The organism is Anaerococcus octavius (assembly GCF_900445265.1).
Taxonomy (GTDB): Bacteria; Bacillota; Clostridia; order Tissierellales; family Peptoniphilaceae; genus Anaerococcus; species Anaerococcus octavius.
Genome location: NZ_UFTA01000002.1, coordinates 1,622,716 through 1,644,962, shown reverse-complemented (window position 1 = coordinate 1,644,962; position 22,247 = coordinate 1,622,716). Strand labels below are relative to the sequence as shown.

19 protein-coding genes are annotated in these 22,247 nt (G+C 32.1%); 6 read left to right on the top strand and 13 right to left on the bottom strand.

Features of this window, described 5'->3' with window-relative positions; translation table 11 throughout:
• Positions 1-29 precede the first annotated feature (29 nt).
• From DY249_RS07950 to dnaA, 13 genes are all read right to left on the bottom strand, one after another.
• A complete protein-coding gene (locus DY249_RS07950; protein ID WP_115595788.1) occupies positions 30-2,858 on the bottom strand; it encodes a lectin like domain-containing protein in 2,829 nt (942 codons plus the stop codon).
• 56 nt (positions 2,859-2,914) lie between these two features.
• Positions 2,915-5,956 (bottom strand): lectin like domain-containing protein, encoded by a 3,042-nt coding sequence (locus DY249_RS07945; RefSeq protein WP_115595787.1) that lies wholly within the window; start codon positions 5,954-5,956, stop codon positions 2,915-2,917.
• Between the two features lie 164 nt (positions 5,957-6,120).
• On the bottom strand, positions 6,121-6,333 hold the full coding sequence (locus DY249_RS07940; RefSeq protein WP_147291906.1) for a hypothetical protein: 213 nt from the start codon (positions 6,331-6,333) through the stop codon (positions 6,121-6,123).
• Positions 6,334-6,400: 67 nt separating this feature from the next.
• Positions 6,401-7,300, bottom strand: a complete 900-nt coding sequence (locus tag DY249_RS07935; RefSeq protein ID WP_115595785.1) for a helix-turn-helix domain-containing protein — start codon at positions 7,298-7,300, stop codon at positions 6,401-6,403.
• Between the two features lie 264 nt (positions 7,301-7,564).
• Positions 7,565-8,353, bottom strand: coding sequence for a SigB/SigF/SigG family RNA polymerase sigma factor (locus DY249_RS07930; protein WP_115595784.1), 789 nt, complete (start codon positions 8,351-8,353; stop codon positions 7,565-7,567).
• The gene (locus tag DY249_RS07925) at positions 8,353-8,688 is read right to left on the bottom strand and encodes an ATP-binding protein (RefSeq protein WP_115595783.1); all 336 of its coding nucleotides are present in this window, start codon (positions 8,686-8,688) and stop codon (positions 8,353-8,355) included. The genes DY249_RS07930 and DY249_RS07925 overlap by 1 nt, the downstream gene beginning before the upstream one ends.
• Before the next feature lie 3 nt (positions 8,689-8,691).
• Positions 8,692-8,994, bottom strand: a complete 303-nt coding sequence (locus DY249_RS07920; RefSeq protein WP_115595782.1) for an STAS domain-containing protein — start codon at positions 8,992-8,994, stop codon at positions 8,692-8,694.
• A complete protein-coding gene (gyrA, locus tag DY249_RS07915; RefSeq protein WP_115595781.1) occupies positions 8,987-11,449 on the bottom strand; it encodes a DNA gyrase subunit A in 2,463 nt (820 codons plus the stop codon). The genes DY249_RS07920 and gyrA overlap by 8 nt, the downstream gene beginning before the upstream one ends.
• An 8-nt stretch (positions 11,450-11,457) precedes the next feature.
• Positions 11,458-13,359 carry a DNA topoisomerase (ATP-hydrolyzing) subunit B gene (gene gyrB / locus DY249_RS07910; RefSeq protein WP_101539742.1) on the bottom strand — a complete coding sequence of 634 codons (1,902 nt, stop codon included), beginning with the start codon at positions 13,357-13,359 and terminating at the stop codon, positions 11,458-11,460.
• 15 nt (positions 13,360-13,374) lie between these two features.
• Entirely contained in the window at positions 13,375-14,454 is a 1,080-nt protein-coding gene (recF, locus tag DY249_RS07905) for a DNA replication/repair protein RecF (RefSeq protein WP_115595780.1), read from the bottom strand.
• On the bottom strand, positions 14,454-14,660 hold the full coding sequence (locus DY249_RS07900; protein ID WP_101539740.1) for an RNA-binding S4 domain-containing protein: 207 nt from the start codon (positions 14,658-14,660) through the stop codon (positions 14,454-14,456). The genes recF and DY249_RS07900 overlap by 1 nt, the downstream gene beginning before the upstream one ends.
• A gap of 15 nt (positions 14,661-14,675) precedes the next feature.
• A complete protein-coding gene (gene dnaN / locus DY249_RS07895; protein WP_115595779.1) occupies positions 14,676-15,788 on the bottom strand; it encodes a DNA polymerase III subunit beta in 1,113 nt (370 codons plus the stop codon).
• A 223-nt stretch (positions 15,789-16,011) separates the two neighbouring features.
• A complete protein-coding gene (dnaA, locus tag DY249_RS07890) occupies positions 16,012-17,412 on the bottom strand; it encodes a chromosomal replication initiator protein DnaA (RefSeq protein ID WP_172540081.1) in 1,401 nt (466 codons plus the stop codon).
• Positions 17,413-18,104: 692 nt separating this feature from the next.
• Here dnaA and rpmH point away from each other — a divergent pair.
• The 6 genes from rpmH to DY249_RS07855 all read left to right on the top strand — a co-directional run bounded on the left by rpmH (position 18,105) and on the right by DY249_RS07855 (position 22,239).
• Complete coding sequence (gene rpmH / locus DY249_RS07885; RefSeq protein ID WP_019191371.1) at positions 18,105-18,239, top strand: 50S ribosomal protein L34; 135 nt, start codon at positions 18,105-18,107, stop codon at positions 18,237-18,239.
• A 58-nt stretch (positions 18,240-18,297) separates the two neighbouring features.
• Positions 18,298-18,648 carry a ribonuclease P protein component gene (gene rnpA / locus DY249_RS07880; RefSeq protein ID WP_115595778.1) on the top strand — a complete coding sequence of 117 codons (351 nt, stop codon included), beginning with the start codon at positions 18,298-18,300 and terminating at the stop codon, positions 18,646-18,648.
• On the top strand, positions 18,638-18,853 hold the full coding sequence (gene yidD / locus DY249_RS07875; protein ID WP_101539737.1) for a membrane protein insertion efficiency factor YidD: 216 nt from the start codon (positions 18,638-18,640) through the stop codon (positions 18,851-18,853). The genes rnpA and yidD overlap by 11 nt, the downstream gene beginning before the upstream one ends.
• A 47-nt stretch (positions 18,854-18,900) precedes the next feature.
• Positions 18,901-19,659, top strand: a complete 759-nt coding sequence (locus tag DY249_RS07870) for a YidC/Oxa1 family membrane protein insertase (protein ID WP_101539736.1) — start codon at positions 18,901-18,903, stop codon at positions 19,657-19,659.
• Positions 19,625-20,929 carry an RNA-binding cell elongation regulator Jag/EloR gene (jag, locus tag DY249_RS09360; RefSeq protein WP_245943557.1) on the top strand — a complete coding sequence of 435 codons (1,305 nt, stop codon included), beginning with the start codon at positions 19,625-19,627 and terminating at the stop codon, positions 20,927-20,929. The genes DY249_RS07870 and jag overlap by 35 nt, the downstream gene beginning before the upstream one ends.
• A 179-nt stretch (positions 20,930-21,108) precedes the next feature.
• Positions 21,109-22,239, top strand: a complete 1,131-nt coding sequence (locus tag DY249_RS07855) for an acyl-CoA dehydrogenase family protein (RefSeq protein ID WP_115595777.1) — start codon at positions 21,109-21,111, stop codon at positions 22,237-22,239.
• The last annotated feature ends 8 nt before the right edge of the window (positions 22,240-22,247 follow it).

Here is a 22,247-nt window from a genome sequence, read left to right as displayed (position 1 = left end):
ATATTTAGTTTTACCAAATACCACACTTATTATTTGCTCATACCATAGGCCACACTTGCCTCAGTGTTTACGACCTTTAGGGTAGTCACAAAATCTTTTTTCCAGACTCCGAAATTTGCTCCAGAGTATCTGATGCTTGCTTGACCATCTGTGAAATTAACTGTATTTATTCTTGTTGTTCCTTCAGAAGTAGTTTCTACAATACCCATGCCAGTGTAAGGATTGCCATCTTCAAAGGCTTCAAAGGAAAGGGTAAAATATCCACCTTCTCTTTTGCCTACTCTTATGTCACCTAGGTCATATTGTTTTGGTTTTAGGTCTTTTACATGGCTTGGATATTTTTTTATAAAGGCTTCTGACTTACTATCTTTAGAAAATTCGTAGGATATGCTATCTTCTATGTCACGGAGTTTAAGGTTAGTTTCAAAGTTTGTTCTCCAAACAGCAAATTGTCCACCATGATAGGTGATACTTGCCTCCCCATTTTTAAAGTAAATGGTTGATTTTTTTTCAACTACTCCATTTTCTTCATTGCCCGCTTTAGTTGTAAGGGTTGCTGGCCCATTGTAGCCTACTCCGTTTTGGCTGGCTTTTAGATTTATAGTGAAATATCCACTTTCTCTTTGAGATACATCAAAGCCATCTAGCTCTACTGGATAATTTTCAAAATTTGGTAAGACTCTTATGTCGATAGATTTTTTTATATCGTTAGATGTTTTTACTATTAAAGTTGTTTTTCCTACAGCATTGGCTGTTACGATTCCTTTTTCGTCTATATTTGCTATTTCAGGATTTTTTGACTCAAAGGTAAATTCTCTTTTGGCTGTATCTGGATAAACACTTATTTTTTCATCTAAGTTTAAAGTCTCTCCCTCTTTTAGACTTGCTTGAGGGATTTTTATGGCTATATTTCTAATTACAAATGGATCTTCATAAGGTTTTGGAGGGTCTGGGAATTTTTCTCCTTCATCAGTTTCTCCATTTTCATATAATTCGTTATCCCCTACTACTGGTATTTCTTTTGATTTTTCATAACGTAAATCTGCTGGGATTATATCAAGGTTAAATCTTGCCCTTAAAATGCCTCGTGAAACTCTTGTTTCTACTAAGATATTAGCTGTTCCAGTTTTTTTAGGGGTGATTATTCCATCAGATGAAACATCAACTACATCAGTATCTAGGGTGTAGATTTTAATAGCTACATCTTTTATATCTGCTGGCTCTATTACTGGAGTTAGTTTTCCTTTTTTATTTATTCTTAAGTGTCCACCAGCCCCTTCAGCTACAGAAATATTTTTTACTTCTTTAACTGGTTCTGGGAGATTTGGATCTACTGGCATTTCATCATCAGATAAAACTTCACCTGTTGTTGTGATTGCCTTTAAGCAGACATTGGCTCCCTTTAATTCACTTGATAAATCAGACCATTTTTTACCATCACTTGATACAAAAGATTGGCCAGGCTCAGAATCTGCCTTGGATGAGAAATTATTTATTTTTGCTTCAACTGCTAGAGGATACCTATAATTTGCCTTTGATGAGTCCAAATAGGCCATAACTGCAAATTGCTCGCCCTCTTCTAAGTCTATATGTGAAATATCAATTGTATAATATCCTGGGTATTGCAAAGTACCTGAAGCTACTTCTACTTTTTCGGTATCTAATTGGCTGGTTCTTTCTATATTTCTTACAACATACAGTTTGTAGTCAGTAAACATACTTACATTGAAAATTCCAATTTCATGGAGGGTTTCTTTGCCCTCAGCCTTAAAGATGTTTGTCATATAACCTTGTTTGTTATAACCTACAGATCTGGTTGCTCCAAGTGGGTCGTATTGGTAGATACGACCATTTGGATCCTTTTTCTTAGGTATAAAGCAAGCATTGGATTTACCTGCATAAACATCTTCATAGGATACATAGTAATATCCATTTTCCATATAGGAAGGTCCCCAAGAGTTTTTACAAATCCATGCCCCATCTGCCTTTGGTTTTATAGAAAATAATTCTTTTGGGAAAGTATCATCCCAGCCGACTATGGTAACAGCATGGTCATCTGTTCCCCCACCTGGGTTGTAGTAGGATTTATTCTTTTCATTTTCATAGTATTTTGAGCTATTTATAGTTGTATAAACACCACCATATTTCATAACCGCTTGTTTGATGTCTGTTGTATCTACAAAGTTATAAACATCTGGTAAATACAAAACTTTATCAATATCTAAAACCCTATCTACATCTGTTGGTGAAACAGATATTACAGGGTCATACATATCATCTCTTTCATCGACAGGACCTGACCATCTTGCCATATATGCTGCGGCAATGTCTCTATTTCCCCCATCATTTGGACCCCAATCAAAGCCATGGGTATTTCTAAGGTGTTTTTCAGAAAAATCAAATTTACCGTATTTGCTTAAAACTGATTCCATAGACCCATAGGTTGCAAAGGCCCAGCATGACCCATTTTTACCTTGATTTTTAACAGGTGATACTCTGTTATATTCTCTTAGGTCATATTGTTTAGGTAAATTTTGAGATTTTGATCTAGTTCTAGTTTTTATATAATCAAAATTGATATCTAAGGGAGATACCTTGTTACCAGATTTTTGTGCTGACTTAAAGTCTTTTGATAAAGGACTTATCTCTAGGTTTTGATTTTCACTAGCTGAGTCTTCATAAATATCGGTAGGGTCTGGGGCTATTTCTAATTGTGGAATTAGCTCTGCTTCTTGAGTTTCTTCGGCTGATGAGATATTTGTATCATTTCGCTTGCTAGCTAAAGCTAAATCTCCCGGAAAAATCATAGACCCGGTTATAATTAGGGCTAATAAATTTTTAACGTATTTCTTTTTCAAATTTTCCTTCTTTCAATTAACTGTTAGGGGCTGCTAGGAGACGCAGCCCACTCGCATTATTTACTTACTTTAAAGGTGTATTCCTCGTTTATGGACTTATAGGAATTTCTACTTACACTTACTTTTAGTTTATAATCGCCTTCATTCAAGAATGGTCCAGTAAAAGTTAATTTTCCTGTATAGGTTGTGGTAGATGAACCCCTGCTTAAAACTTTTCCCTTACTATCTTCTAAGCTAAATGTAACCTTGGCATATCTTAGATTTAAATTTTTCTCATCCTTGATATGGACCGTAAAGACTGGCCTAGTACGTGGTTTGAAATTATCTTTTAAATCTATAATTTCAAGGCTAAGTGGCCTATTATTGGGATCTATGAAGTCAATATCAAATTTAACATCAAGTTTGCCTAATGATTCATCCTTGGCCTTCACTTCCACAGTGTAAATACCTGGCTTCATTGTAGAATCTGGTTGTATATACATGCTGGCATTACCCTTATAATCAGTGATTTTTTCTATATCATAGACAAAATCATTTGGTCCAGTCACTCTTATAGCAAGTTTTTGATTGCCCATTAGGAGGTAATTAGCATCTTTTAAGGTAAATCTTATACTTGCCCTATCGCCATAGTAGTAAACTTGCCTATCAGGTGTATAGGATAGCTTTAGGCTATCGTCTTTTTCCTTAACTACAAAGCTAGTTTCTTCGCTAGCTTTGTAATTACCATTGCTAGCGCTAACTTTTACCTTGTACTCCCCTGCTGGTGCCTTGGCATCTGGTGAATAATTGTAGGTGGTAATACCGTTATATTTGGTCGTTCCAGAGTTTTTATGAATTATTCCATCTGGTGTAGTAATTTCTACATCAACCCTACTATTGCCAATAGGTTCTTTATCTAGGCTAGTGATGATTTTTATAGGAATTTTCTCCCCTATTTCGTATTCTTCCTTTTTAAGGATAAGTCTTAGGGTAAAATCACCTTTATCGTTTTTAACATCTTCACCTGTAATTTCTACATCATAGGAACTAGTAAAATCTTCAAAGCTATCGCCTGTAACTTTTACATTTAGCTTATAGCTTCCTGGGCCTTTTATATGACTTGTTGATAGATTAACTTTGAAATTACCATTTTGATCTGTGTAGGCTTCTTTGCTTGCTCCACCTGCTAGATCTACCTTTACTAAGGCATTTTTAAGATTTCTTTGGTACTTATCTCGTACATTAACTGTTAGTGGCAGATTTTGAGCAAGTTTTATATTTTCTTTTGGTAAACTTACATTTACATTGAAAATATTGCCTGCAATATTGTCCGCCTTAGTCACTTTTACATTGACATTAGCAGTCACTCCCGACCCATCTGTTGCTGAAATGGTAATGGTGGCTGTTCCTTCTCTTAGGGCCCTTACTTCACCATTTGGACTTACACTTGCTACATAGCTATTAGATGAAGCGTAAGTTAAGTTTTTATTTGTGGCATCCTTTGGTAAAACATTGGCTTTGATATATTCTTTGCCGCCAATATTTAGATTTATATAATCTTGGCTAGTTATACTTTGGACTTTTTTATCATTATTAATTGGTTTTTCATCTATATATGATGAGCCACTTGGTTTTGTAAAGGCCTTTACACAGACATTGGTGTTATACATTTGATTGGTAATATCTGACCAGTTGTAGCCATCATAGGAAATATAAGACTGGCCACCTGATGCGCTTGCCCTTGAAGAATAACCCCAAATTGGTTTTTCTACCGGGATTGGATAAGGATAACCAGTTGTTGTAAATTTAATAATCGGTGCAAAATATGCTCCCATTGGTATTTGCTGAGGCCTAAATTTTATGGTTTGATAGCCTGCAAAGTCTAAAGTTCCACTAGCAACTTTTACTCTATTATTAAAACCACTATTGCCTCCGATATTTGTATTTACATAGACTTCATAGGAAACATTGTTAGTTGGCACAAAAACTCCAACTTCTGAAATTTCTAAATTTTGATTGGCTGGACCAAAAACATTTGAAAACCATCCTATATTTCCTCGACCAATATTTGAAGTCATTCCTAGGTAATCGTGGTACCAAATAGATTTATTAGATTCCTTATTTTTTAGGACAAAGATACAGTTATTTTTTCCTATATGGGCATCATAGTAGGATACATAATAATATCCTCCTTGGCTTCCCCAGTAAGATCCCCATGAGTTTTTTACTATCCAAGCTCCATTACCAGGTGCTCCCCATTTAAAATTTGATGCGCTATAATTATCATCCCAACCTACTATGGTAACAGCATGGTTAGCCCAGCCATCTCCAGGATTATAATGTCCCATGGTGTACATATTTGTATAATATTCGCTACCATTGACACTAGTATAGGCAGCACCATAATCCATGATTGCTTCTTTTAGAACTCTCTGGTCATTTATGTTTCTTACATCTGGTATGTACATTGCCTTTTCAAGTTCTTTTACTGGTCTTAGACCGCTTGGTGAATAAAAATCATAGGGATGATATGGCTCATCTCTTTCAGCTATAGGACCAGACCATCTGGATAAATAAGCCGCTGATACTTGGAAAGTTCCTCCATCCTTTGGACCCCAATCATAGCCGTGGGTATTTCTTAAATTTTTCTCAGAAAAATCTGTATTCTCACGTGGTAATAAGACTGATTCGGCAGAACCATAACTGGCAAAGGCCCAACAAGACCCATTTGGTCCCTGGTCTCTCATAGGAGTTACTCTTCCTTCATTTCGCAAGTCGTAATAAGCTGGTATAAATGAGGCTTTTTGTCTATTTGGTACCTCAGCATTTAAAGACCCATAGTCAGTATAAATTTTTAAAGGGTCTACATTTAAACCAAATTTTTCTGCTTCTTCTTTAGCTTCTTGCCTGTTAAATTCTGGATTAACTGGTGCTTGGTCAATTTCTAAATTATCTACAAGCTGGTCACTATCTAGGGAAAATGCACTAGGAGAGATTTCAAGATTACTCTGCTCACTACCAGCATCATTTTTAATAGCAAAGGCTGGAGGACCTAAATTTACAGTCACCAGGCTAATGGCTAGGGTAAGGGATAAGATGTATTTTTTTAAATTTTTCATAGTTTCCTCATCTTTAGATATATAAAAGCCTATTTATTAGAAAGAATGATATAAAAATAATTTTGAAATAAGGGAAGCAATCCATAGTAAAATAGTCTGGTATTTTTCAAAAAAGAGATAAAGACCAAAGTCTTTATCATATAATGGCTAATTTTGTTATAAAGTTAATAAATAGAAATAGGTTCGATTTGAGGAGCTTTGCCGTAAACTGCATTTGATCCATGTTTTGGAGCCTTACTATAAATTGATATAGGCTCAATTGGCGGTTTGTTTGCAAAGACACCTACATTAGCTTGGTTTGGAAATCTTACCTTTGAAAAAACAGTGATACCCAAAACTAATAAGATACAAATTTTTCTAATATTCTTTCTTTTCATATCTATCTTCCTTTCAGCTACATTATATAAAAGATTCATATAAAAGTAACCCCACAGTTTTGTGGGGTTAATCTTCTGCTAGGATACTACTTACACTTTGATTAATAATTATTTTTAAATCTGGTTTTTTTAATAAATCACAGAGGATAAGAGATTTTTCTATGTCTTCTTTGTAGGATTTTTTATTAAATTTAAATTTGCTGATACCTAGTAAATAGTAAAGTAAAATTATTCTCTTGTAGTTGTTGGTCTTTGAGCTTAGGTCTATAGCCTTGTGGCAGGTTTTAATAGCTTCAGTGTAAGACATTTGCATGTAATTATATTTGGCAAGGTTGTATAAGATATCTATATAGTTATTATCATTTACATCTACATTTTCTAGTAGACAGGTTAAGATAACCTTAGAATTTTCCTTGGCATTGTTGTAGTAATAGAATTCTGTTAATTTTATTAAGATACGTTTTTCTATATCACAATAAGTATTATTAAAGCCTTCCTTAGGAGACTTGCCATTTATCCCTAGGGCCTTTAGCATACAATTTTTAAATTTTAGGTAGTCTTTATTAACATCTTTTTCATAGATGCCTTGGTAGTAGAGGATATATTGCATGAGTTTGGTTTGATAAGATGCTGGGATAAAGTCTTTTAGACTTTCAAGCCTTTTTATATTAGTATGTAAATTGTTTAAGGATAAGTTTTCTAAATCATTGTCTATGGCTTTTATTTGTTCATTGACTAGATGCCAAGAAGAGCCACAATCATTCATTAAGATAATTTCAAAATCTATACCCAAAACTTCTAGAATCTCTAAAAAATTATCCATCCTAGGGTTATTATGATTATTTTCTATCCTACGCAGGCTCTCCTCAGATATACCCACCATATTGGCCAAATCTTTTTGAGAAATTTTCCTATTTTTTCTTATCCTTCTTATCTCACTACCTATAAAACTATAGTCATAAGACATGGGTCATCCTCCTAATTTTATAATGCAATATCTTATATTATCTTTCTTGCAGTATATAAATTATATTACTTATAATATATCAAACTTTTTAATCATTTGCAATCCTTCGTTAAAATTTTTCAATTAGAACTATTGTCTTTAAATTATCAAACAGAAGTAATATTTATCTTTGTCTAGCTATTGTTTCACGTGAAACATTTTATTTGAAAAGTAACTTATAAGATTTCTATACAAATAAAAACCACACCGTAGTGTTGTGTGGTCTTACATTGTTTCCATCTTTTCTAATTCTAAGGTGAATTTTTGGAGTATTTTCTTTTCTATTCTAGATACTGTCATTTGACTAATATCTAAGGTTTCTGCAATATCTATTTGGGTACGGCCCTCATAATATCTTAGTTGTAAAATCTCTTTTTCTAGTTCATTTAGCCTTGCTGTTGACTTATCTATAAGGTCTGATAGCTCTACTGAATCAAAGTTTCTATCTTCTTCGCCTATCATATCAGCTAGATCTATAGAATTTTCTCCTTTTTGAACTTGGTATTTCATATCCAAGCTTTGTGGAGAATAAACTTTGCTTGCTTCCATGGTTTCCAGTATTGTTTCTTCATCTTCTCCCAAATAATCTGCTATATCTTTTACAGTTGGTGTCCTTTGAAGTTCTTGGGGCAATACTTTTTTGGCATTATTTATCTTTTTATAAAGGTTTTGGATGCGTCTAGGGACTCTTATTACCCAACCTTTATCTCTAAAGTAACGTTTTAACTCTCCCATAATTGTTGGAGTTGCAAAGGAAGAAAATTCGTAGCCTTTATTTGGATCAAATCTTTCTACTGCAAAGATAAGACCAAGACTTGCTACTTGATAAAGATCTTCTTTTTCTATACCCTTTCCTACATATTTATTGGAAAGGATATCTACTATATACATATGCTCTTCTATTAGCTCATCACGGAGATTTTTATCGCGAGTTTCGTAGTACTCTTCAAATTTTCTTTTTATTTCTTCCTTGTATTCTTTATCATTTTTGTCTGGCTTTTTATTAGTTGTCATTATCTAGCCCTTTTTATGATTTTAATTGCTCCATCACTTATATCAACTTCATCTGCTAGTTCTTTTAAAATCAAGTCACGCATATTAAGCGCACGTTCATCTAGACTTTTGTCCTTACCTAAGACTTTGATTTCTAAGTTTTTTTCTTCTGGGAGAAACTCTATAGTTACGTCTGTATCAGATAATTTATAGTTGATAGCTTCACTTAAAACTACTCTTAAATCTTCTACTTCTTCTATATTAAAACCTAGGTCACTGGCAAGGGATGCAGTAAAAAGTCTGATTGATTTTATATAAAGTTTTTTGGGTGGAATTGTTATGCTGATTTTCTCCATCTTCTACTCCATATCAAATAGATCTGTTAAATCAGTTATTCTAAATAGTTTTTTAATATTATCTTTAGCATTTATGATTTTGATTTCTTTATTATTGTCATTTAGCATTTTGTAAATGTTCATAAACATACCAAGTCCTGTTGAATCTATATAGTCCAAATCTTTTAAATCTATTGTAATATTTTTATTTGGATCAATTTCTTCATTTATAAAAGTTTTAAATTCATCTTCTGAGTATACATCTAAATCGCCAATAAGGTTAATGGTTTGAAGATTATCTTCATTTACTATTTTTTTATCAAACATTTTCTTCCTCTACTTCTACGCCAAGGCTGGCATCATATTTTGCTACTGATACGATTTTGTCTGACTCATCCTTAAGATTTTTAAGGGTGACTCCCATAGTATTTCTACCTGTGGTTGATATATCTTTTGCCGTTATCCTAATCATATCACCATTTAGGGATACCATCAATACATCATCGTCTAAGTCTACTGGTAGAGTATCTACTACGCAACCTGTTTTTTCTGTAACTTTGTGGCATCTGATTCCTTTTCCACCCCTATTTTGGTTATTAAAGTTGTTAAAGGATGTTTTCTTACCAAAGCCATTTTCTGTTACAACTAGCAGGTAAGTTTCATCTCCCTTAATATTCATTGCTACTACTTCATCATCTTTATTTAATTTTATTGCACGAACACCTCTAGCTTGACGACCCATACTTCTTACATCAGCTGTATTAAATTGAATTGTCATACCATCTTTGGTTGAAATTATTAGTTCTTCTTCTTTGTCTATGTGGCGGGCAGATATTAATTTATCTCCATCTTCTAGACCAATTGCAATAATTCCATTTCTTTGAATAGAAGTGAAGTTATTTGCATCAGTTTTCTTAATTTTACCATTTTTTGTTTGAAGTACTATCTGATCATCTTCACTTAAAACAGAAAGCGGCATTATTTCTGTAATTTTTTCACCTGAATTTAGGGACAATATATTTATTATAGCTTGTCCGCGGCTAGTTCTAGATCCTTCTGGAATTTCATATCCTTTTAGGGCATACACCCTACCAAATGAAGTGAAGAACAATAGGTCTTCGTGGGTATTTGTTGTCATTATGCGTTTGATAAAATCATCTTCTTTGGTATTTGCAGCTGAAATTCCCTTGCCTCCACGATTTTGAACTTTATAAGTATCTACTGGCAATCGTTTAATGTAGCCATCGTTTGTTAGAGTGATTAAAATATCTTCCTGTTCTATAAGTTCTTCGATATCTATATCTCCCTCATCAGCTACAATTTGTGTACGACGGTCATCACCATATTTTTCTTTTATTTCAAGCAGTTCTTCTTCTATTAGGTCTATTAGTTTTTCTTCTGAATCAAGTATACCTTGTAGGTAAGCAATTGTTTCAGCAAGTTCTTTATTTTCTGCATTTAATTTTTCAATTTCTAGTCCCGATAGACGTTTTAATCTCATATCAAGAATTGCTTGAGATTGTAGATCTGTTAGACCAAATCTTTCTAAGAATATGCCTTTAATTTGATCGTCATCATAAGAAGAACGTATAATTTTAATAATTTCATCTATATTATCTATAGCAATTATTAAACCTTCTACTATATGTTTACGAGCTTTAGCACGATCTAGGTCAAATTGAGTTCTACGAGTTACAACTTCTTTTTGGTGGTCTATATAGTATTTAATTAATTCTTTTAAAGTTAAAATTTTAGGTATACCATCTACCAAAGCCAGATTTATAATACCAAAAGTTGTTTCAAGTTGAGTGTATTTATAAAGGTTATTTAAAACAATATTTGCATTTGAATCGCGCTTTATTTCTATAACGATTCTCATACCTTTTCTATCTGATTCATCTCTTATATCAGAAATGCCATCTAGTTTTTTATCCTTTACAAGGTCAGCAATTTTTTCTATCAATCTTGCCTTGTTTACTTGGTAAGGTATTTCAGTTACAATTATTCTTTCACGGTTTTTCTTAAATGGTTCTATTTCTGCAATACCACGTAATTTTACCTTGCCACGACCTGTTTGGTAAGCTTCTTTTATACCTTTTCTACCAAGAATTTTTGCACCAGTTGGAAAATCTGGTCCCTTTATAATTTCATTTAATTCATCAATAGATATTTCAGGATTTTTCATATAGGCAATGGATGCATCTATGGCCTCATTTAGATTATGAGGAGCCATATTTGTTGCCATACCTACGGCAATACCAGAAGATCCATTTACCAAAAGATTTGGAAATCTTGATGGTAAAACTATTGGTTCTTTTTCTTCTTCATCGAAGTTTGGCATAAAATCTACGGTATTTTTATTAATATCACGTAGCATTTCTTTAGCGATTTTTGACATGCGTACTTCTGTATAACGCATAGCAGCAGGATCGTCGCCATCTATAGAACCAAAATTACCTTGACCTTGGGCTAGGGGATATCTAGTTGAGAAATCTTGGGCAAGCCTTACTAAGGCATCATAAATTGCAGAGTCACCGTGTGGGTGATATTTACCCATTACTTCCCCAACAACTCTAGCTGATTTTCTTGTTGGCTTATTTGGATCAAGACCTAGACCTTCCATACCATATAGGATTCTTCTATGAACTGGTTTTAGTCCATCTCGTACATCTGGCAACGCACGAGAAACTATAACTGACATAGAATAATCTAGGTAGGCATCCTTCATTTTGTCTTCTAGGTCTACATTTATAATATTATGGTCATTATTTATTTCTATCATCTTGCCTCCTATACGTCAATGTTTGTTACGTATTTGGCGTTTTCTTCTATGAATTCACGTCTTGGTTCTACTTTTTCACCCATTAAAAGTGCAAAAGTATCATCAATAGTTGTGGATTCTTCATCTTCTTTTACTCGAAGCAAAATCCTATTATCAGGATTCATAGTTGTATCCCAAAGTTGTTCTGCATTCATCTCACCAAGACCCTTATAGCGATTAATTTTATAATTTGCTCCATCAAGGTCTTTTAAGACTTTATCACGTTCTTGGTCTGTATATACATAGCGTTCAGTTTTCCCGTGACTTATTTTATATAAGGGTGGTTGGGCAACATATACGTGTCCTTCATCTATTAGATCTTTCATATACCTATAAAAGAAAGTTAAAAGTAGGGTACGAATGTGAGCACCATCAACATCGGCATCGGTCATGATAATAATTTTTCCATATCTTAATTTTGAAATATCAAAATCTTTGCCAATTCCTGTACCAAAGGCTGTTATCATTGCTTTGATCTCTTCGGAATTTAAAATCCTATCTAGTTTTGCTTTTTCTACATTTAAGATTTTTCCTCTTAATGGCAAGATAGCTTGGATTTTATTATCTCGTCCACCTTTTGCAGAACCACCAGCTGAGTTACCTTCGACTATGAAGATTTCATTTTCATTTATATCTGTTGATTGACAATCTGCAAGTTTTCCTGGAAGAGTTGCAGAATCTAGGATAGATCTTTTACGAGTTAGATCTCTTGCTTTTCTAGCTGCTTCTCTTGCTCTTCTTGAAGATAAGGCCTTATCTAGGATAGCTGCTGCAACTTTTGGATTTTCTTCTAAAAATGCTTCTAGTTTATTAGAGAAAAATGTATCTACAGCTCCTCTTACTTCTGAGTTTCCAAGTTTTGCCTTAGTTTGTCCTTCAAATTGGGGTTCTGAAATTTTTACAGAAACTATAGCTGTCATTCCTTCACGGACGTCTTCCCCTTGGAGATTATCTTCATTTTCTTTTATGAAATTGTATTTGCGGGCATAATCATTTACTCCACGGGTAAGAGCTGATCTAAAACCTGAAAGGTGAGTACCACCTTCTGGAGTCAAAATATTATTTGCAAAAGTTAGAATGTTTTCGCTATAGGAATCTGTATATTGGAAAGCTATTTCTATTTCTGTGTCTTCTTGGTTACCAATAAAATGAGGTACTGTTTGCATTATTGGATCTTTTGTACGGTTTAAGTACTCAACAAATTCTCTAACACCACCATCATATTTAAAGGTTTGCTTGTAATCATCGCGTTCATCTTCAAAAATAATTTGAACACCAGAATTTAAAAATGCCATTTCACGGAATCTACGCTCTAAAGTTTTTTTATCAAACTCGGTTGTTTCAAAGATTTCGCTATCTGGCTTAAAGGTAATGGTTGTTCCTGTTTCTTTTGTTTCTCCTATTATTTCAAGATCGCTTGTAGCGACTCCTCGTTCAAAGGTCATTCTGTGGATGTGACCTTCTCTTTTTACTTCTGCTATTAAGTACTCTGAAAGAGCATTTACTACTGAAACACCTACACCGTGTAGACCTCCTGAAAATTGGTAGGCAGATGAGTCAAATTTACCACCAGCGTGTAAAACTGTTAAAACAGTTTCAAGAGTTGATTTTCCAGTTTGTGGATGTTCTTTTACTGGTATGCCTGATCCATCGTCTTCTACTGTTATGATATTATTTTTTGATACAGTTACTTTTATGTAATCACAACGACCTGCAAGAGCTTCATCTACTGAGTTATCTACAACTTCGTAAACTAAGTGATGGAGTCCCTTTTCACTTGTCGAACCGATATACATACCAGGTCTTAGGCGAACTGGTTCAAGTCCTTCCAAAACCCTAATATTACCGGCATCATAATTAGATTCTGTCATATTTTTCCTTTCTGATCAAAGATTTGAAATTTTACCATTAGTAATTTTTCTAATATTTGATTTATCTACCATATCAAGACTTTTGGTATTGGTAGCTGTAATAATTGTCTGAAATCCCGCTAGATTTTCTAAAAGAAAGTGAGATCTTTTTTCATCTAGTTCTGAGAAAACATCATCAAACAAAATGACAGATTTTTCACCTGTCACTTCCATAATTAGTTTTACTTGGGCAAGTTTTATATTTAAGATAGCTGATCTCTGTTGGCCTTGAGATCCAAAATTTTTGATGAGTCTATCATTTATAGATATATCTATATCATCTTTGTGAACTCCCCTTTGTGTAGTCATATATCTTAGATCATCATTTCTTGCACTTATAAATTTTTTGTAATAATCTTCCAAGCTTTTAGCAGATATGTCTGGATTATAGGTTAAAGTTAAATCCTCTTTGCCTGCTGATAATTTACTATGGTATTGCTTGGAAAATTCATCTATTATTTTTATAAATCTAGCCCTACGCTTATAAATTTTATAGCCAAACTTAGTTAATTCCTTATCAAAGGCGTCAAGCTGTTCTTTAAAATAAGGAGATTTTTGATTTTTTAAAAGCTTATTTCTTTGATAAATCAGCTTATCATACTCTTTTTTGCTGCTTTTATAAGAAAAATCAGTACTTGTTATGATTTCATCTATTAAATCACGCCTAAGATTTGGACCTTCTTTTGTAATTAATAAATCTTCTGGAGTAAATAAGACCAAAGAAAAAAGTGCTTTTAAATCTTTGTTCCTCTCATATTTTACTCCATTTACACAAATTTTCTTTTCACTATCCTCTATATCTATGGAAACCTTCTTAAAATATCTATCTTTTCTAATAAGTCCTTTAAGATTCATTTCATCTTTGCCAAAGCTTATAATATCTTTATCACGGATTTTTTTAAAGCTTGTAGCATTGGCAAGATAATATAAGGATTCTAATAAATTTGTCTTGCCTTGGGCATTATCTCCCAAAAATATATTTATGCCATCAATAAAATTTACAAATTCACTTTGATAATTTCTAAAGTTTTTTAGTTCTATTTCATTTATCCACATTATATAATTGTTATACTGATATCATCAAAGATAACCCTATCTCCCTTGTATAATTTTTTGCCAGGGATATAACAAGGCTCATCGTTTAATAAAACGCCTTCTTCTTTGATAATAAGTTTTGCAAGTCCTCCTGAGCCAACTATTTGAGTTGCCTTTAAAAGGTCTTTTAAAGTTATCATTTCTGCTTCAAATTCTAAATTTTCCATAAAAATCTCTTCTTTTTAGTTTGCAAGTCTAACTGGTAAAACTAAGTAGGTAAACTCTTCATCTTCGTATTTGCTATCTACTGGATAAATTAAGCATGGGTTTAAGGAAGATTTGAAGGTTAGTTTTATCTTATCACTTTCATTTGCCTTTACACCTTCTTGCATATATCTAGCATTAAATGCAATATCTAGGTCTTCACCACTTTGTTCAGTTTCTATAACTTCTTTTACATCCCCTACTTCTGAGTTAGATTTTATAACCATATGATTTTCTGCTACTTCTATCCTAATTAGATTTGCTTTTCCTGGATCTGATAGAACTTGTGCACGGTCTAAGGCACGCACTAGGCTATTTCTATCTAAAATTACAGATGTATCTGAAATATCATTTATAATATTTCTATAATCAATAAAGTTTTTATCTATTACTCTGCAATACATTGTAGTAGATTCACTTTTAAATACTATATCATTTTCATTTTTATATATATAAGTAGTATTATCATCAGAAATTATTCTTGACCATTCCATAAGTGATCTTTTTGGTATGATAAATTCACTATCTTCAAAAACTGAAGGATAGTCGATTTTATTTTTCTTTAAGGATACTCTATAACCATCAAGAGCTACCATATTTAGATAATTTTCTTTTAATTCAAATAAAATTCCTGTTAGAGCAAGCTTAGTTTCATCTATACTTGTTGCAAATTCTGTTTGAAGTATGGATCTTTTTAACTTATCATTGGCTATTTCTATAGCTTCTGTTTCTGGCAAGCTTAAATCTTGTTTTTCAAAATATTCAAAAGCAATTAGGTTAAAGTTTGAATTTTGGCTTTTGATGTTTATCTTTCCATCTTTTATTTCTATTTTTACAGTATCATTTGGTAGTTTTCTAATAATACCAGAAAATAGATTTGCTTTTACAGCCATTTCTCCTTCTTCTTTAACTAAGGCTGGAATGGAAGTTAGAATTGTGATCTCTCCATCAAAAGCGGTCAGTAAGAGTCTATCATCTTTTGCTTCAAAGTATATTAATTCATGAATTTGAATATTGGTATTTTTGCTTACAGCTTTATTTGCTACATTGATAGCGTTCATTAGCTCATTTTGTTTTACTTCGATTTTCATAGGTGCTCCTCATATAATTATATATATTTAGTAGTATTAGTAGTAGGTTATGTATAAATGTGGATAAGTCAAGATAATATTTAAAATTAGCTATAACTTTTCCAAAATCACTATAGTATAAGTCTTGGATAAGTTTAGTGTTTATCCACATATCCTTTTTGAAATATTTTTTAAATCAAAAAATCGACTTAACCACAATGATTTCCCCAAAGATATACACATTTTACTCTGTAATTGATTTTCTTAAACTTTCTATTTCTTCCTTAAAATCAGGATTGAGGCTCATTTCTTCTTTTATTTTATCTATGCCATGCATAACTGTCGTATGGTCACGCTCAAAGGCATTTGATATTGTAACTAAGCTATCATCTAATATATCACGGGCAAGATACATTGATATATGCCTTGGAAGAACTATATCTTTTTTTCTTGATTTGCCCTTAAGATCTGTTACTTTTATATTGTATTTTTCAGCTACAAATTGTTGAATATCATCTATATTTACATGCTTATGCTTATTTAGGCTACGAGTATTTACACCTTTTTTAGCATCTTCCATATTTACAATATTTCTATTATCTCCCTTAGCATAGGCAATAGCTGTGGATAAGGCTCCTTCAAGATCCCTTATATTTGTATCAATATTTTCTGCTATATAGGTTAGTATTTCATTATCTATATAGGCACCTAATTCATCTGATTTTTTTTGTAAAATTGCCACACGAGTTTCAAAATCAGGTTTGCCAATATCTACAGTAATGCCCCAAGAAAATCTTGATAATAACCTATCTTCTAGGTCTTTTATTTCAAGAGGTGGTCTATCTGATGATAGAACTATTTGTTTATCTGCATAATATAAGTCATTAAAGGTGTGGAAAAGTTCTGTTTGCGTACCTTCTTTATTAGATAAAAACTGAATATCATCTATTAGTAAAATATCTGCAGACCTATATTTATTTCTAAATTCTTGGTTTAAATTTTGGTTTTTATTTTTACTAGTAGGTTGAATACTTGCTATTAGCTCATTTGTAAAGCGTTCACTAGATATATACATAACATATAGATCATCACGTTCTTCTAAAATTTTGTGAGCTATAGCCTGCATCAAGTGAGTTTTTCCAAGTCCTGATTCCCCATATATAAAGAGAGGATTATAATTTTTACTAGGATTATCATTTATAATATCTTGGGTAACTGCGCTTGCTATAGCGTGAGCATATTGGTTTGATTTACCCTGCACAAAATTTTCAAAAGTATAATTACGATCTAGAATTGGCTTTGGATACTTATTTACTTCCTTAAGTCTCATTTGACCATTGGATTCATAATTTTTGCCCATAGCTAAAACTCTATTGTAACTATCACTATCCTTAGCTATAATTACTACCTTTAAATCATAATCATTATCCTTATTTATCTTATCTAGAGCTTCTTGAAGAGCTGGTGTCCATATTTTTTCGTATACAAACATCATATCTGACTTTGGAATTTCTAGATAAAGGGTATTTTCAAATAGATTTAAGGGTTTTAGTATATCTATCCATGTATCATATTGCGATTGGTCGGCAATATTCATTTTCATTTCATTTTTTAATTCATCTGTAATGTATTCTAAACTAATCATTAGCATGCCTTTCGTAAGAAAATATATCCACATTAGCAAAAGCCTATATATCATAGCTTGAGAAAGTTTTTCACATTTATCCACATCTGTGGATTAGATTGTGGATAACTTATTGTTTATAAAAATATTATTATAAATTCAAGGGTTTACAAGTAAAATTTCTTATAAAATTATGAAATCTCTATAGTTTTCCACAGAATTTATCTTTATGTAAAAGAAAATTTATCTTTTCCCCTAGCTTTTACACCTGCAATTATACTACAATTTGAATGTTTTTACAACTTATCCACAATATGTTAATAAGTTTTGGGAAAACTTTAGCAGCAAATTAAAAACATTTAGGAAAATTTGTTGATATGTGGATAAGTCTGTGTATTTATTAAATTTATTAATATTTTCTTAAGCTATTTGCTTATATTATAAGATAAGAAACTATTTGTAATCATTTTTGCTCATAATTATCCATAGAAAAATCATGTTTAAAAGCTGTGTATAAAATTTTGTATAAAAAACTTATGCACATTGGAAATTTATAAGATATTTTAGCTTGTTTTAGTATATTTATAAATATTTTTATGCAAAGTATATACATAAGCGTAGTTTAATATCTAAAAATCCTAAATAATCTTGACAGAATAGACCTTTGTTCATATAATAGTATAAGTCTAAAATTATAAGTAGGAGGTGTAACTATGAAAAGAACCTATCAACCAAATAGAAGAAAAAGAGCAAAAGATCATGGTTTTAGAAAAAGAATGTCTTCTCCAGGTGGAAGAAGAGTACTAAAAGCTAGACGCAAAAAAAATAGAAAAAGATTATCTGCTTAATATAGTAGGCTTTTGCCTTGCTTTTTAAGCATACGTTATTTAGAAATATAGGACGTAGATGGAAAAGCGACTTAGTTTAAGAAAAGATACTGACTTTCAAAGAGTTTACAAAAAAAGCAATGCTTTTTATAATAGGGACTTTACTATATTAGTAAAAAATAATGGTCTCGATCATCCTAGATTTGGATTTTCTATTAGTAAAAAAATTGGTAAGGCTAATCAGCGCAATGCTTTAAAAAGAAAATTGCGTGATATAGTAAGGAAAAATTATAAAAACTTAAACGGAGTTGATATTGTAGTTATCCCTAAAAAACATGTTACTGATTATGACTACCTAGCCTTAAAAAAGACCTTTGGTCATGTGATGAGTATTGCTTTTAAAAAGAATAAGATTTTTTATGTTAAATAAAATATTTATAAAAATTATAAATTTTTACAAAACTTACATTTCTCCACAATTAGGATTTGGAAAATGCAAATACTATCCTACCTGCTCATCTTATGCGATTGAGTGTTTTAAAAGGTATGGATTTTTTAAAGCATTTTTTATGTCCTTGTGGAGAATTTTAAGATGTAATCCTTTTTCCAAGGGTGGTTATGACCCTGTAAAATAATCCTATTAGTCCTACACACTAGAATTTATTAGAAAAATGGAGAGATTATGATAAATTTTTTAGCTTCCTTATTAGGCCAACTAATGAGGTGGATATATGATTCGCTTAGTGCAAATCAAGTAGAACCGAGTGATATAAGCTTTTATGCTATATCAATTATTCTAATGACTCTGCTTGTTAACTTAATTATTATCCCAGTTACCATTTCCCAACAAAAACAAGCGGAAAATACCAGAAAAATAAAACCTAAAATGGATGAAATTCAAAAGAAATATTCCTATGACCCTCAAATCATGCAAAAAAAGATGCAAGAGCTTTACAAAGAGGAAAATGTTAATCCTGGTATTTCATCTTGTATAATGATGGTTTTACAATTATTAATTATTGTTGCCTTATTTAGGGTAATGCAAGATACAACTAAATATGTATTCCCTGAAGGAATAGAGGGCATTAGAAAAGATTTTTATTGGATAAGTGACCTTACCAAAAAAGATCCATATTGGTTTGGATTACCACTTGCGACAAGTGTATCTCAATTTATAGTGCAATTATTTTCTATGAAAACCAACCCTCAAATGTCAGAAGGCCCAATGGCAAGTATGAATAAAACATTCTTAATGATGCCAATTCTTTATTTCTTTATGTTTAGAAGCTTACCAGCTGGTCTTCCACTTTACTATACAATGAGTTCTTTAATTAGACTTATAATTATGGTTATCATGCACTTTACAATAAGAAAACCTAAACAAAAACAAGCATATGAGGTAAAAAATGAGAAAGTCAATAATAAAACAAGCAAAAAGTAAGGAAGAGGCCATCAGAAAAGGCCTTGCAGAAATCGGAAAAACTAGGTCAGAGGTAGATGTTGAAGTTATAGAAGAAGGATCTTCTGGATTTTTGGGTCTAGGTGCAAAGGATGCAGTAGTTCGTATAAGCTTTGATGAAGATATCAATGAAGCTATGGTTGATTTAGAAAATGAAATCAAATACGATTCATTAAAATCTGGAGATTTTGATAGAGAGTACAATATCAAAGATCGTAGCAAATACTACGAAGATGAAGCCCGTGCCAACTATGAAAGTGAAGATGATATACAAGAAGATGATTCTTATGATGAATATGAAAAAGAAGGCATAGACTTTGAAAAAAGTATCCATGATATAAAACAAGAAGATAAAGAAAACTATGGGGATTATGAAAGACTTCAAAAAATTAATTCCTATGAAGAAAATTCTAGGAATTACCATAGTAAAAGTATAGATTTATCCAAGGATTTAGACCAAAAAATTAGCCTAATAGACCATAATGAAAAGCTAAATACTAAAGTTGATGATCCATGGCAAGGTCAAAAAAATTCAGAAGAAAAAGCTAGCAAAAGATTTGAAAATATAGATTTTAAAGATGAAGAAGAAAATGAATCTTACAAGGTTAGTGAAAATAAAAAATCAGACAATGGATACAAAGTCATAGATCAATCATCAAAATTAACTTTCGAATCCAATCCATCAAAAGAAACTTCAAGTGATGATAACGATGAACCAAATAATCAAGCTAGTGATTTTAAAGTAGGAACAAAACCAAATCTTGCCCAAGAAAAACAACAAACAGATATAGAAAAGTTCTACAAAGCTAAAGAATTTTTAGAAAATATCCTAAAAGAAATGCACTTTGAAAATGTAAGTGTAATAGGAAATCTTGAAGGATCTATTATAAAATTAGATGCCAAAGTAACAGAAGAAGATACTGGAATAGCTATTGGTAAAGGCGGAGCCACACTTGATGCTATAGAACTTTTAGTAAGAAAATCTATAGATTCTAGAGCTAACAATCTAAGAGTAAATATAGATATAAATAATTATAAAAAACGCAGAGACGAAAAAATTGTAGAGCTTGCAGCAGATACAGCAAAAAAAGTTCAAAGAAGCAAAAAATCTTGGAATTTAAAATATATGAATTCCTATGAAAGAAGATTAGCCCACGAAGAAATTAGCAAGTATCAAAACGTAGCTAGCCACTCAGAAGGAGTAGAACCAAAACGTTATGTAGTTGTAGAATATATCAGTGAAGCTGAATAGAAATTTAAGCAGCCTTATGGCTGCTATTTTTTTGCCTAGATATAATTTGCTCATATATTTTGTTTTATACCTTAGTTATTAGTTACTAATAATTTACAAAAAAATTTATAAAAATTTGTAGACATATTAATAGTAACTTGATATTATATAAATGTAAACGATATTTTTAGGAGGTTAAAATGGATTTTTACCAAGAAGCAAAACAATTTGCAAAAGAACACATCGAACCATACACACGTAGTAGTGACGAGGAAAGCAGATTCCCTGTAGAATCTTTTGAAGAAATGGGAAAAGCAGGATACTTTAAGCTCTTAATCCCAGAAGAAATGGGTGGCCTTGGGAAAACAGCTGTTGAACATCAACAAGCTGTAATGGCTTTTGCTGAAAGTAACCCAACAGCAGGTTTATGCTATATGATGCATAATGTTGCACTTATGACAGTTTTAAATGAAGGAAATGAAGAACTTAAAAAACGTGTTGTAAATGATATTATTGAAAATAACGTTTTTATGGCACTTGCTTATTCTGAATTTGGAACAGGAACTCACTTTTATATTCCAGAAGTAAAAGTAGAAAAGAAAGATAATGGCGAATATGTATTTAATGGTGTCAAATCCATGGTAACTAGCGCAACACACGCAAGTTACTATTTGATTTTAACCCCATCAACTGAACAAGAAGGAGCTATTAATAACTGGCTAATACCAATTGATAGTGATGGTTTAGAATTTAAAATGGAACATTGGAAAGGCATTGGCATGAGGGGAAATGTTTCTTGCCCAATGCAAATAAACGGTGTAACTCTTCCAGAAGAAGATCGTATTGGTGAAGAAGGATCTGGAGAAGCTCAAGTATTTAATATAGTAGCTCCATACTTTATTTTAGGTTTAGCTAGTGTTTATACAGGACTAAACTTAAGATTATCTCAAGTAACAAATGACTATGCTATGAATAGAAAATATCCAGATGGCTCAAACTTATCAAATATAGAAACAGTACAATTACATTTAGCAAAAATATATGCCAATGGACTAAGTTCAAAAGCACTTACAGAACTTGCAGCAAGATCTCTTGTAGCTGGTGAAGAAGATGCAGTTGCAAAAATAATTGCAGCAAGAGTTGGTGCAATAGAAAGATCTATCGAATCATCAAATCTTGCAATGAGAGTAGGCGGCGGTAAAACTTATAATAAAATGTCAGAAATTGAAAGACTAATGAGAGATGCCTATGCCGGACAAATCATGGCTCCATCTCTTGATGTATTAAATGTTTGGCTAGGAAGAGCTATTACAGGCCAACCATTACTTTAATTTTGATT

Bases quoted from the DNA above. Each gene is read 5' to 3' on its own strand.
- DY249_RS07945 (WP_115595787.1), bottom strand. From the start codon at position 5,956: ATGAAAAATTTAAAAAAATACATCTTATCCCTTACCCTAGCCATTAGC.
- DY249_RS07940 (WP_147291906.1), bottom strand. From the start codon at position 6,333: ATGAAAAGAAAGAATATTAGAAAAATTTGTATCTTATTAGTTTTGGGT.
- DY249_RS07935 (WP_115595785.1), bottom strand. From the start codon at position 7,300: ATGTCTTATGACTATAGTTTTATAGGTAGTGAGATAAGAAGGATAAGA.
- DY249_RS07930 (WP_115595784.1), bottom strand. From the start codon at position 8,353: ATGACAACTAATAAAAAGCCAGACAAAAATGATAAAGAATACAAGGAA.
- DY249_RS07925 (WP_115595783.1), bottom strand. From the start codon at position 8,688: ATGGAGAAAATCAGCATAACAATTCCACCCAAAAAACTTTATATAAAA.
- DY249_RS07920 (WP_115595782.1), bottom strand. From the start codon at position 8,994: ATGTTTGATAAAAAAATAGTAAATGAAGATAATCTTCAAACCATTAAC.
- gyrA (WP_115595781.1), bottom strand. From the start codon at position 11,449: ATGATAGAAATAAATAATGACCATAATATTATAAATGTAGACCTAGAA.
- gyrB (WP_101539742.1), bottom strand. From the start codon at position 13,359: ATGACAGAATCTAATTATGATGCCGGTAATATTAGGGTTTTGGAAGGA.
- recF (WP_115595780.1), bottom strand. From the start codon at position 14,454: ATGTGGATAAATGAAATAGAACTAAAAAACTTTAGAAATTATCAAAGT.
- DY249_RS07900 (WP_101539740.1), bottom strand. From the start codon at position 14,660: ATGGAAAATTTAGAATTTGAAGCAGAAATGATAACTTTAAAAGACCTT.
- dnaN (WP_115595779.1), bottom strand. From the start codon at position 15,788: ATGAAAATCGAAGTAAAACAAAATGAGCTAATGAACGCTATCAATGTA.
- dnaA (WP_172540081.1), bottom strand. From the start codon at position 17,412: ATGATTAGTTTAGAATACATTACAGATGAATTAAAAAATGAAATGAAA.
- rpmH (WP_019191371.1), top strand. From the start codon at position 18,105: ATGAAAAGAACCTATCAACCAAATAGAAGAAAAAGAGCAAAAGATCAT.
- rnpA (WP_115595778.1), top strand. From the start codon at position 18,298: ATGGAAAAGCGACTTAGTTTAAGAAAAGATACTGACTTTCAAAGAGTT.
- yidD (WP_101539737.1), top strand. From the start codon at position 18,638: ATGTTAAATAAAATATTTATAAAAATTATAAATTTTTACAAAACTTAC.
- DY249_RS07870 (WP_101539736.1), top strand. From the start codon at position 18,901: ATGATAAATTTTTTAGCTTCCTTATTAGGCCAACTAATGAGGTGGATA.
- jag (WP_245943557.1), top strand. From the start codon at position 19,625: ATGAGAAAGTCAATAATAAAACAAGCAAAAAGTAAGGAAGAGGCCATC.
- DY249_RS07855 (WP_115595777.1), top strand. From the start codon at position 21,109: ATGGATTTTTACCAAGAAGCAAAACAATTTGCAAAAGAACACATCGAA.